Below are 12015 nucleotides of genomic sequence, written 5' to 3'. Positions count from 1 at the left end.
TATCTTCCCGGTAGGCGACAGAGTAGCAATCCCCCATGAGCGTGTTTCCGCCCTGGTTGAGGTATTTCAGGGAATGCGCGTCAGCGAAACGTAAAATCTATAACCACTATATCAGTTAAAGAAAGAATGTAGAACGATTAGCTATAAGGATGGGAAAAAGGCCAGCAAATGCTGGCCTTGGGGAGATTACTTTTTCGCTTCCTGCCATTTGCCGTCGATATAGAAGGCAGACCAACCGGTCGCTTTGCCCTCTTTTTCTGAGGCAACATATTGCTGCTTAGTCTTGCGACTAAAGCGCACCATGGTTTTGTTGCCTTCAGGATCGGCGGCCGGTGCTTCTGCCAGATATTTCAGTTTTTCCGGCAGGCGGTCAGCGAAACGCTGTAACTCTTCCACCAGCGGCGCACGGGTCTCGCGCGATTTCGGGAAGGTATTGGCGGCCAGGAATACACCGGCTGCGCCATCACGCAGGACGAAATACGCATCCGATTTCTCGCACGGCAGTTCCGGCAACGGTACCGGATCTTCCTTCGGCGGCGCGACTTCACCGTTACGCAGGATTTTGCGGGTGTTTTTACACTCGTCGTTGGTACAGGCCATGTACTTACCGAAACGTCCCATTTTCAGGTGCATTTCAGAACCACATTTTTCGCATTCAACGATCGGGCCGTCATAACCTTTGATACGGAACTCGCCCTGCTCGATTTCGTAGCCATCACATTCCGGGTTGTTACCACAGACATGCAACTTGCGCTGATTATCAATCAGGTAGCTGTCCATCGCAGTGCCGCACTTCTGGCAACGGCGGCGGGCGCGTAATGCGTTGGTTTCCGCATCGTCGCCTTCCAGCACGTTCAGCACTTCGTTTTCCGGGATCAGGTTGATGGTCTGCTTACAACGCTCTTTCGGCGGCAGCGCATAACCGGAACAACCGAGGAACACGCCGGTGCTGGCGGTGCGAATGCCCATCTTACGTCCACAGGTGGGGCAATCGATGGAGGTCAGCACCATCTGGTTCGGCTGCATGCCGCCTTCTTCCGGCTCTTTTTCGGCCTGATCCAACTGCTGGCTGAAATCGCTAAAGAAAGAGTCCAGCACACCTTTCCACTCGGCCTGGTTGTTTGCCACCTGATCGAGGCTGTCTTCCATGTGCGCGGTGAAGTCGTAGTTCATCAGCTCACGGAAGTTCTCTTCCAGACGATCGGTGACAATCTCACCCATTTTTTCCGCATAGAAACGACGGTTCTCGACCCGTACATAACCACGGTCCTGAATCGTCGAGATGATGGAAGCATAGGTAGAAGGACGACCAATACCGCGCTTTTCCAGCTCACGCACCAGCGAGGCTTCACTGAAACGGGCTGGCGGCTTGGTAAAGTGCTGGCTTGGCAGCAATTCTTTCAGATCCAGCACATCGCCAACATTCACCGGCGGCAACGTCAGATCTTCATCATTCTTGCGCAGCGCAGGCATCACGCGAGTCCAGCCATCAAAACGCAGAGTGCGTCCTTTGGCTTTCAGTTTGAAGTCAGCTGCGCCCACGGTCAGCGTGGTGGAGTCATACTGCGCTGGCACCATCTGGCAGGCAACGAACTGACGCCAAATCAGCTGATAAAGCTTCTGCGCGTCCGCTTCCATATCCTTCAGCTTATCCGCCACGATCTCCACGTCAGAAGGACGAATCGCTTCGTGCGCTTCCTGCGAATTGTCTTTGCTGGCGTATGTGTTAGGTGCCTCTGGCAGATATTTCTTACCAAAATTCTGGTCGATATAACCGCGTGCCATAGCAATGGCATCCTGACTCAGGTTGGTGGAGTCAGTACGCATATACGTGATGTGGCCCGCTTCGTACAGACGCTGTGCCATCATCATGGTTTTCTTCACGCCGAAGCCAAGGCGCGTACTGGCCGCCTGCTGCAGGGTAGAAGTAATGAAAGGCGCAGAAGGCTTGCTGCTGGTCGGTTTATCTTCACGATCAAGCACGTCATAACGGGCTTTCTGCAGCAGCGCAACCGCCGCATGGGTCTGTTCACGGTTAACCGGACGGAAGGCTTTATCACCCTGATGCGTCACCTGCATCGCCAGCGCATCGCCTTTGGGCGTAACGAAGTCAGCATCGATTTCCCAGTATTCTTCCGGGACGAAGGCTTTGATTTCGCGCTCGCGCTCCACCACCAGACGCACCGCCACTGACTGCACACGACCGGCAGACAGGCCACGGGCGATTTTCTTCCACAGCAGCGGAGAAACCATATAACCCACCACGCGGTCCATAAAACGGCGCGCCTGCTGAGCATTAACACGTTCGATATTCAGCTCGCCCGGCTTATCAAACGCCTGGCGAATCGCATTTTTGGTGATTTCGTTAAACACCACGCGGCTAAAACGCTTGTCGTCGCCACCAATAACCTCGCGCAGATGCCAGGCAATGGCCTCACCTTCGCGGTCAAGGTCGGTTGCGAGATAGATGTGATCAGCATCGGCTGCAAGGCTTTTCAGTTCTGAAACCACCTTTTCTTTGCCCGGCAGAATTTGATAATCCGCCTGCCAGCCATGCCAGGGATCCACGCCCATGCGGTTCACCAGCGCGGCTTTTTCATCTTTCTTTACCTTCTTACCGGCGGGTTTCGCTTTTTCCCCGTCGGCACTTTTACGGGTCGTTGAACCACTGGTCGGCAAATCACGGATATGACCGACGCTGGATTTCACCACGTAGTCATTACCGAGGTATTTATTGATTGTTTTGGCCTTTGCCGGGGATTCAACGATGACGAGTGCTTTACCCATATGTACCTTTACCTAATTGAAACGTCCTGATAAACGGGAGAGGATTGGAGACCCTGAAACCCAATGGGTTCAATATTGCTGCCACTTTTTCACTTTTCAAGGCAACCGGGACAATCTCAGGTCAGATTGCATCGACTTATGCAACTTTATGATTAGGAGCGAGTTTTCCATCTGACAGTATCACACATCCCGGTGTGATCTCCCTGAAATCTGAATCGCCCACACTCTACCTGATAAAATCCGTTACGCAACTTAATTAGCACTCTGTTTAATTTTGCGCCAGTTTTGTCTGTTGCCACTGATTTGCACCTCCCGCTCACTGGCAAGTAATATAGAAGGAGAAAAGTGACTGTCAAAAAAGGAGTGAATAATGTCAGCATTTACGGAATCCATTTCACGCCAGGTGTTACTGGAAAAAGCCAATCAGCTCATCAAAGAACACGATGATTATTTCGCCGGTATGGAAGCCAATGAGGTCATCCAGCAAGGGGACGTGTTAGTGTTTCGCGGCCCCTTCTTTCTTGATGAACAAGGTTTACCCACTGTCAAAACCACTGCCGTATTTAACGTGTTCAAATACCTGGCGCTGACCTTTTCTTCCCACTATCACCTGGAATAAAAAAACCCGGCCGGAGCCGGGTGGTTTTACAGTAGCGGCTTATTACCACGCTGCCACATTTTCAGAATTACCCGCTCCGCTGCCAGGCTGGCGCTATGGGTCACGCGATCGATCATTTTGCGTTTGCGGGCATAGTGCACGCCGAGCACAGTAAAGCGGTCCATCTGATGGATAATCAGCGCATCGCTGGTGCCAATTTCGTCAACCAGCCCCAGGTCAAGCGCCTGGCGACCATACCAATGCTCGCCGGTCGCCACCTTCTCCAGGTCAAGCGTCGGGCGCATCTGATGGACAAAATCTTTAAACAGCTGATGCGTTTCGTTCAGATCTTCGCGAAACTTTTCCCGGCCTTCGTCGGTATTTTCGCCAAACAGCGTCAGGGTACGTTTGTACTGACCCGCGGTATGCAGCTCGACATCGATATCGTTACGTTTCAGCAGACGGTTAAAGTTGGGGATTTGTGCCACGACCCCGATCGAACCAACGATCGAGAACGGTGCCGCGACAATGCGATCGGCTACACACGCCATCATATAACCGCCACTGGCGGCCACCTTATCCACCGCCGCCGTCAGCGTCAGACCCGCATCGCGGAGCCGTTGCAGCTGCGACGCCGCCAGGCCATAACCGTGCACCACCCCGCCGGGGCTTTCCAGCTTCAGCAGCACTTCATCGCCCGGTGTGGCCACCGCCAGCACCGCAGAAATTTCTTCACGCAGCGAGCTGACTTCCCCGGCATCCATACTGCCTTTAAATTCCAGCACATACAGCGTCGGCTTTTCCGCTTCCGCTACGCCGGCTTTGGCATTACGTTTGGCGGTTTTTGCTTTCTGCTTCTCTTCTTTTTTATGCTGTTTCAGCCAGACTTTTTGCATCTGAGGCTTCATTTTCGCCAGCTGCAAATCTTCTTTCATCTGGCGGTAGTCTTCATCCAGATGGGTTAAGCGCAGCTGACCGCCGCTGTGACGTTTACGCAGCGCCGCATTGAGCACAATCAGAACAATAGCTGCGATCGTCACCACCACGGTGACGGCCTTGGCCAGAAATAATCCATAGCTGGAGAGTAAATCCATTCTGCCGCCTTATTAAACAGTGAATTACAGACAAAGGCTGAGTTTACCCGCTTTACCCGCGTTCGTCGCCTGAATTGCCCGCAGGCGGCACAGAATGCACGGTAGAGCGATTGCACCGAACGCCAATTTGAGGCATAAAACCAAAAAAACCCTCTGACCTGTGCAAAGGACATCGCTGTGCATTATCAACCGAAAAGCGATCTGCTTGAAAATCGTATTATCCTGGTCACCGGCGCCTCTGACGGTATTGGCCGCGAAGCTGCATTAACCTATGCGCGCTATGGTGCGCAGGTGATCCTGTTAGGCCGTAATCCCGATACGCTGCAACAAACGGAACTCGCAATCAATCGACTCAACAAAAAACCCGCGTCATCGTTGCTACTGGATTTCTCCCATGCCACGCCAGAAAGTTGCCAGCAACTGGCACAACAGCTGGCCCAGCAAGTACCGCGTCTGGATGGCGTGCTACATAACGCCGGCATTCTCGGTGAAATTGTGCCGCTTGCCGAACTGGAGCCGCATATCTGGCGTCAGGTAATGCAAATTAACCTCGATGCCACCTTTTTTCTCACCCAGGCCCTGCTGCCATTGCTGCTGGAATCCGATGCCGGCTCTCTGATCTTCACCACCTCAAGCGTAGGCCGGGTGGGCCGTGCGGGTTGGGGAGCTTATGCCGTGTCAAAATTTGCCACCGAAGGCATGATGCAGGTGTTGGCTGATGAATATAAAAATCGCCATTTACGGGTGAATTGCATCAATCCAGGCGGTACTCGCACCAAAATGCGCGCCAGCGCCTTCCCGGATGAAGATGCCAGCCTACTGAAGACTCCGACTGATTTGATGCCGCTCTACCTTTATTTAATGGGTGATGATAGCAGACGAAAAACCGGCATCAGTTTTGACGCGCAGCCAGGACGCAAACCCGGACCAGCCAGCGCATGAGTGAACAACGTCATCAGCAACGCCAGCAGCGTTTAAAAGAACAGGTAGATGCACGTATCGCGGCAGCCAGTGAAACCCGTGGCATTCTGATTGTGTTTACCGGCAATGGTAAAGGCAAAACCACCGCGGCATTTGGCACCGCATTGCGCGCCTGTGGCCATGGCAAAAAAGTGGCGGCGATTCAGTTTATTAAAGGTGAATGGCCCAACGGCGAACGTAATCTGCTGGAGCAGCATGGGGTGGAATTCCAGGTGATGGCAACGGGCTTTACCTGGGAAACGCAGAACCGGGCAACCGACACCACCGCCTGCCAGCAGGTGTGGCAACACGCGCGACGCATGCTGGCTGATCCGCAGTTGGATCTGGTGATTCTTGATGAGATCACCTACATGGTCAGCATGGATTATCTGGATCTGGATGAATTGGTGACGGCTTTAATCGAGCGGCCGCTGGAGCAAACGGTAATCATTACTGGCCGCGGTTGTCACCGTACATTACTGGAGATGGCCGATACCGTGACGGAGATGCGCCCGGTAAAACACGCGTTTGATGCCGGCATTCAGGCTCAGCAAGGTATTGACTGGTAAAAACAATTGACGCCGCAAAGGCGGCGTCAATGATAACTCAGGAACCGCGCTTACTGCTGCGACGGGGCGAGTTACTGACCTGGCTGTGACGTTTCACTGCACGGCGAATCTGGTTCGCTTTCGTGCGGCGACGATCTTTCTCCACCGCCACTTTGGTCACCGTCTCTTCCGGCATCTCAACCAGGGTACGCAGATAGTTTACCGCCGGTAATTCCAGCTCCATCCAGCCACCACGTGGCAGGCCTTTAGGCAGTTGAATATCACCATAACGCACACGCATCAGACGGCTCACCTGCACGCCAACCGCTTCCCATAAACGACGGACTTCACGGTTACGGCCTTCGGTCAGCGTCACGTTGTACCATTGGTTGATACCTTCGCCACCCGCGAAACGCAGCGTTTTGAATGCCGCAGGGCCGTCTTCCAGCTGCACGCCTTTGCTCAGCTGGCGAATTTTATCATCGCCAACTTCACCGAACACGCGTACCGCGTATTCACGTTCAACTTCACGGCTCGGGTGCATCAGGCGATTCGCCAGTTCACCATCGGTGGTAAACAGCAACAGGCCACAGGTATTCACATCCAGGCGACCAACGGCAATCCAGCGCGATCCACGCAGGCGAGGCAGGCGGTCAAACACCGTCGGACGCCCTTCCGGATCGTTACGGGTGCAGAGTTCACCTTCGGGTTTGTAATACGCCAGCACCCGACACACTTCCGTGGTGGATTCAGCGATGGAAACCACATGGCCATCAATACGGATTTTCAGGGATTTATCATTTTCGATGCGATCGCCCAGCGTCGCCAGTTTGCCATCAACGCTGACGCGTCCGGCAGAAATCATTGTTTCGATTTCGCGGCGCGAACCATGACCGGCACGCGCTAATACTTTCTGTAGTTTTTCGCTCATTGAGCTGCCTCGTTGTCGCCTTCCCAGGCGTCGTGGTAAGAAGGTACAGATACAGGGATTACCAGTTCCCGTATCGGAATCTGTATCACCCGCGCGACATCAGCTGTCAGGTCGGCAGGCGGCCCGCGATTTTACACTAAGCATAGCAGCGTTAACACCTTTTCCTTTACTGCCGATAATAATGGCCGCAGCCATGCCTGTCTGTTTTATCAGCAAACCCCATACATTCGTCTTACTGATAGATCGCACCCACCATACCTTCCCTGCCGCAACTCAAGCCCCTGAATTTTTGTTATTTTAAAATGCGTTATTTCTTCTACAACTGAGCAGCACTTAAACAACCTGATACATTAGCCGCTTTCAAGACTGATCCGATAGCAGAGGCATCCAGACTTATAGATAATAACCAATACATAGACTGAAATATATAGACAAAACAGCATAAAAAACTGACCAAGCGAGTTAATTAAGACTTATTAGATCGCCAAATAAAAAATTATCAGCTTATTAATATTTCACGTTGGATTAAGTCTCTATTTTCTGAATTATTTTCCATGAATTAAAATTGATGAATTGTTCTGAATAAAAAACTGTGTAAAATTTGAACCTGAAATCCGATGTATCGTGATAATAAAAACATTGCCATGACAATTTAGATTCTATTTCCTAACATTTTGTTAACGATCATCGTGCAATTTCATTGATAATATAAACCGGCGCGCGCGGGAGTTGTTGCGTTAATTCATTCAGGTACGAATTAAACTTGCATGCCAAAAATCTTCACCAGGGATTTTACCGGCATGCCTGAATAAAGATCACTATCATGAGAACTTCTCTGCTTTGGCCTGCGCTCGCGTCGCTGGCACTGAGCGGTTGTTCCGTGGGCCATACTGAGTATAGTCGTGCGGCGCTGCAACACGTTGATATGAGCGTGACCGGCATCCCGACTGTACTGGGTTTAGGTGTCCTCGGCACAACCATCCCCTTAACGCCAGAATACAGCCTGACGGCAGCTCACGTGGCCACCACTGCCGTGCAGCGTGTAAAGGCGTATCATCCCTATTGTGATGTTGCCATTATTTATCACAAGAACGATCCTAAGACGTTGGTTAAATTCCGCAAAAGTGCCATTGGCGAGCCGATTAAGATGTACGGTTACAGCTTTATTTCTGCCATGCCCGTTGAATCAAATGGTGTGAATTTAGCGCGTACCGCAATCAATAATCACTGGAATAAAAAACCCTGCGTGGCGATGGCGACAAATGCTGGCGTGGTTCAGGGAATGTCAGGAGGTGCGGTATATAATGCAGACCAGACTATGGCTGGCGTTATTGTCGGATATAGCCATGAAATCGATAATGTGCGCAGTGGTAAAACGGTCCTGAAAGATGTGTCGCTCTATATTCCGTATGGCGAATTCAGAACCTGGCTGGAAACCAATATTGGCCAGACGCCGGAGACGACGCCTGACCACGCATAATTACAGGAAAGGGCGAATATCGCCGACGCCTTCACGCACAATGACTGGAGCATCGCTGGTGAGATCGACCACCGTGGTCGGCTGTTGTCCCAGCGTTCCGCCATCAATGATCAGATCGACCAGTTTACCGATGTTGTGCTGGATCTCTTCCGGGTCGGATTCGGTAAAGTCATTACCCGGCAGCATCAGCGAGGTCGACATCATCGGCTCATTGAGTGCCTCCAGCAGCGCCAGCGCCACCGGGTTTGAAGGCACACGCAAACCAATGGTCTTACGTTTATCGTTCATCAAGCGACGTGGCACTTCTTTGGTGGCTTTCAAAATAAAGGTGTAATTACCGGGCGTATTATTTTTGATGATACGAAACGCCGAGTTATCCACCTGCGAATACGTCGAGAGTTCTGACAGATCACGGCACATCAGGGTGAAATTGTGGTGCCCATCCAGCTGTCGGATACGGCAGATGCGCTCCATGGCATTTTTCTCTTCGAGACGGCAACCCAGCGCATAACCGGAATCGGTCGGATAAACAATAACCCCGCCTTTATTCAGATAGTCAACCGCCTGGTTGACCAGACGTGGCTGCGGATTATCCGGGTGAATATGGAACAGTTGACTCATAAAAACCTCATATCACCTGTCTGCTGGAACCAAATCAGGCGCAAGTGCAGGAAAACGTTCCCAGATCGGTTCGACACCGCCGGGTAACCACAACTTACGCCCCAACTCGATCCACGGACAGGGTTGGTGAAAATCAGATCCCTGCGACGCCGCCAGTTGATGATCGCGGGCATAGGTTGCCAGCTGACTGCGTTCATTAGGTGCCTGCTGGCATTGCGCCACTTCCATCGCGTCACCGCCCACCTCTGCGAAATGGGCGATCAGTCGTCTCAGCCATTTGCCGGATAGACCATAACGCCCCGGGTGAGCCAGCACGGCATAGCCACCGGAATCATGAATTGCATCAATGGCTTGTTTAATTGTACACCATTGTGGCGGCACATAACCGGTTTTACCGCGTGCCAGATAATTCTTAAACACCTGGGCCAGGTTGTCCGCTTTACCGATTTCCACTAAATAGCGGGCAAAATGACCACGGGTAATCACCCCACCCTGCGCCAGTCGTTGCGCTCCTGCCAGTGCGTCAGGAATGCGTGCACGCTCCAGACGCTCGGCAATCAGCAGCGCCCGTTCAACCCTGCATTGATGTTGTTGCGCCAGAAATTGCGTCAGCTGCGGATGCTGGCAATCCACATGCAGCCCAACGATGTGGATTTCATGATTCTCCCACAATGTTGAAGCTTCCAGTCCGGCCACAACCTTAAGCGGTAGCGCCTGCTCCAGCACCGTCGATTGTGCTTCCGCCACGCCAGCAACGGTGTCGTGATCGGTAATGGCGAGCACACCGACACGCATTTCAGCCGCGCGCTGCACCAGCGCCGTCGGGGTGAGCACGCCATCGGAAGCCAGGGTATGGCTGTGTAAATCGTAAAGGGGAAAACGGGGGATGTCCGTCAAGATAACTCCAGCAACTGCATGAACCGGCAGGCATGATAACGATTTTGCCCTGAACTGAAAAAGGGTATTGACTTTTTTCAGCCGAACCAGTTAACTAGTACACAAGTTCACACGTAACGGGTATTTAATCATGGCTGTTGTTCATACGCATTCAAATGGTTGGTGGCGCGATGTTCCCGAACACGGGCGACGTCGTCGTGCACAACTTGCGTAAACGCTGTGCAGATACCTGAGCCCGCCACCGAGCGGGCTTTTTTTTGAGCTAAATTCAGAGAAATCATCATGCCAAATGCGAAACCTACATTGAAGTTGATTACCGGCACCGCGCCCTATCGCGAAGATCCGGCCGCAGTGTTTCATCAATTATGCGGCGCACGTCCGGCAACCTTGCTGCTCGAATCCGCTGATATCGACAGTAAACGTAACCTGAAAAGCCTGTTAATCGTTGATAGCGCTCTGCGTATTAGCGCACTGGGCAACGTGGTCACTATTCAGGCACTGTCGGAAAATGGCCGGGCGCTGCTGGCGCTGCTGGATGAAGCGCTGCCACAGACGGTGCGCATTGCGGTGCGCCCGGATGGCCGTGAGCTGCACTTCCCACAGCCGCGAGACTTGCAGGATGAAGATTCCCGCCTGAAAGCGTTGTCGGTGTTTGATGCGCTGCGCCTGATCCCCCAGCTGGTGCAAAGCCCGGTGGAAGAACGTGAAGCCATGTTCCTTGGTGGTTTGTTTGCTTACGACCTGGTGGCAGGATTTGAAGATCTGCCTGAATTGCAGAATGACCAGCGCTGCCCCGACTATTGCTTCTATCTGGCTGAGACCCTGCTGGTGATTGACCATCAGGAACGCAGCGCCCGTCTGCAGGCCAGCCTGTTCTGTCCGTCCACCAGTGAGTTCCAGCGTCTGCAGAGCCGTATCGAACAATTACGCGGGCAGATGACGCAGGCCGCCCCTGCTCTGCCGGTGCAGACAGTGGAACATATGGTGTTAAGCACCAACCAAAGCGACGAGGTTTACTGCAACGTCGTCAGAGAGATGCAGGAAGCCATTCGCATTGGCGAAATTTTCCAGGTGGTGCCATCACGCCGTTTCTCACTGCCGTGCCCGTCACCGCTGGCCGCTTATGACACACTGAAGAACAGCAACCCCAGCCCGTATATGTTCTTTATGCAGGACCAGGATTTCGCGCTGTTTGGTGCCTCGCCGGAAAGTTCGCTGAAATACGACGCCACCAGCCGCCAGATTGAAATCTATCCGATTGCCGGTACCCGCCCGCGCGGCCGTCATGCTGATGGCTCGCTGGATCGCGATCTGGATAGCCGTATCGAACTGGAAATGCGTACCGACCATAAAGAGCTGGCCGAGCATTTGATGCTGGTGGATCTGGCGCGTAACGATCTGGCGCGCATCTGCGTACCTGGCAGCCGTTATGTGGCCGACCTGACCAGCGTTGACCGCTACACCTTTGTGATGCACCTGGTCTCACGCGTAGTCGGTACGCTGCGTCATGATCTTGACGTGCTGCACGCTTATCGTGCCGTGATGAATATGGGCACCCTGAGCGGCGCACCCAAAGTGCGCGCCATGCAACTGATTGCCAATGCCGAAGGCACCCGCCGCGGCAGCTACGGCGGTGCAGTGGGTTACTTCACCGCGCATGGCGATCTCGACACCTGCATCGTTATCCGTTCGGCATGGGTAGAGGATGGTGTTGCCACCGTGCAGGCCGGAGCCGGTGTGGTGCTGGATTCGCAACCCCAGGCGGAAGCCGACGAAAGCCGTAATAAAGCCCGCGCCGTGTTGCGCGCCATTGCCACCGCCCATCATTGCAAGGAGATTTTCTGATGGCCGACATCCTGCTGCTCGATAATATCGACTCCTTTACTTACAACCTCGTTGATCAGCTGCGGACCTTCGGCCACAACGTGGTGATCTACCGTAACAATCTGCCCGCCGAACTGCTGATTGAGCGTTTGCAACAGATGGAAAACCCGGTGCTGATGTTATCTCCTGGCCCGGGCGCACCGAAAGATGCTGGTTGTATGCCTGAACTGTTGCAGACATTACGTGGCCGCCTGCCGATTATCGGCATTTGCCTC

The 12015-nt window shown here is 53.1% G+C and carries 10 protein-coding genes, 1 pseudogene and 1 other annotated feature; of the genes and pseudogenes, 6 read left to right on the top strand and 5 right to left on the bottom strand.

Annotated elements, in window-relative coordinates; genetic code table 11:
* Nucleotides 1–186: 186 nt before the first annotated feature.
* Nucleotides 187–2787, bottom strand: coding sequence for a type I DNA topoisomerase (gene topA, locus PW844_RS15575; protein WP_084875105.1), 2601 nt, complete (start codon nucleotides 2785–2787; stop codon nucleotides 187–189).
* 370 nt (nucleotides 2788–3157) lie between these two features.
* On the opposite strand from topA, the gene PW844_RS15570 reads away from it, so the two are divergent.
* Nucleotides 3158–3406 carry a DUF2498 family protein gene (locus tag PW844_RS15570; protein WP_299453502.1) on the top strand — a complete coding sequence of 83 codons (249 nt, stop codon included), beginning with the start codon at nucleotides 3158–3160 and terminating at the stop codon, nucleotides 3404–3406.
* A 26-nt stretch (nucleotides 3407–3432) separates the two neighbouring features.
* Here the strand turns inward: PW844_RS15570 and sohB are convergent, their stop codons facing one another.
* Nucleotides 3433–4479: a protease SohB gene (gene sohB / locus PW844_RS15565; RefSeq protein WP_299453499.1), complete on the bottom strand. Its 1047-nt coding sequence runs from the start codon at nucleotides 4477–4479 to the stop codon at nucleotides 3433–3435.
* Between the two features lie 177 nt (nucleotides 4480–4656).
* On the opposite strand from sohB, the gene PW844_RS15560 reads away from it, so the two are divergent.
* Both PW844_RS15560 and cobO read left to right on the top strand, forming a co-directional pair.
* Nucleotides 4657–5421: a YciK family oxidoreductase gene (locus PW844_RS15560; RefSeq protein ID WP_299453496.1), complete on the top strand. Its 765-nt coding sequence runs from the start codon at nucleotides 4657–4659 to the stop codon at nucleotides 5419–5421.
* Nucleotides 5418–6008 (top strand): cob(I)yrinic acid a,c-diamide adenosyltransferase, encoded by a 591-nt coding sequence (gene cobO, locus PW844_RS15555; protein WP_299453493.1) that lies wholly within the window; start codon nucleotides 5418–5420, stop codon nucleotides 6006–6008. Before PW844_RS15560 ends, cobO begins: the two co-directional genes overlap by 4 nt.
* Nucleotides 6009–6045: 37 nt before the next feature.
* Here the strand turns inward: cobO and rluB are convergent, their stop codons facing one another.
* Nucleotides 6046–6918: a 23S rRNA pseudouridine(2605) synthase RluB gene (gene rluB / locus PW844_RS15550; RefSeq protein WP_208715232.1), complete on the bottom strand. Its 873-nt coding sequence runs from the start codon at nucleotides 6916–6918 to the stop codon at nucleotides 6046–6048.
* 823 nt (nucleotides 6919–7741) lie between these two features.
* Here rluB and PW844_RS15545 point away from each other — a divergent pair.
* Nucleotides 7742–8398 carry a serine protease gene (locus PW844_RS15545; RefSeq protein ID WP_299453487.1) on the top strand — a complete coding sequence of 219 codons (657 nt, stop codon included), beginning with the start codon at nucleotides 7742–7744 and terminating at the stop codon, nucleotides 8396–8398.
* Here PW844_RS15545 and PW844_RS15540 read toward each other — a convergent pair whose 3' ends face one another.
* Together PW844_RS15540 and PW844_RS15535 are read right to left on the bottom strand one after the other, a co-directional pair.
* Entirely contained in the window at nucleotides 8399–9019 is a 621-nt protein-coding gene (locus PW844_RS15540) for an L-threonylcarbamoyladenylate synthase (protein WP_299453484.1), read from the bottom strand. It lies immediately after the preceding gene.
* 12 nt (nucleotides 9020–9031) lie between these two features.
* Complete coding sequence (locus PW844_RS15535; RefSeq protein ID WP_299453482.1) at nucleotides 9032–9916, bottom strand: PHP domain-containing protein; 885 nt, start codon at nucleotides 9914–9916, stop codon at nucleotides 9032–9034.
* A 154-nt stretch (nucleotides 9917–10070) separates the two neighbouring features.
* Nucleotides 10071–10175, top strand: a sequence feature (Trp leader region).
* A gap of 23 nt (nucleotides 10176–10198) precedes the next feature.
* Here PW844_RS15535 and PW844_RS15530 point away from each other — a divergent pair.
* Nucleotides 10199–11761 carry an anthranilate synthase component 1 gene (locus tag PW844_RS15530; protein ID WP_299453479.1) on the top strand — a complete coding sequence of 521 codons (1563 nt, stop codon included), beginning with the start codon at nucleotides 10199–10201 and terminating at the stop codon, nucleotides 11759–11761.
* Nucleotides 11761–12015: pseudogene (locus PW844_RS15525) on the top strand (anthranilate synthase component II); the annotation flags it as partial. The gene PW844_RS15530 and the pseudogene PW844_RS15525, both read left to right, overlap by 1 nt.

This window comes from Pantoea sp. (genome assembly GCF_028283705.1).
GTDB lineage: Bacteria > Pseudomonadota > Gammaproteobacteria > Enterobacterales > Enterobacteriaceae > Pantoea.
This window is presented reverse-complemented; position numbering and strand designations above follow the sequence as displayed.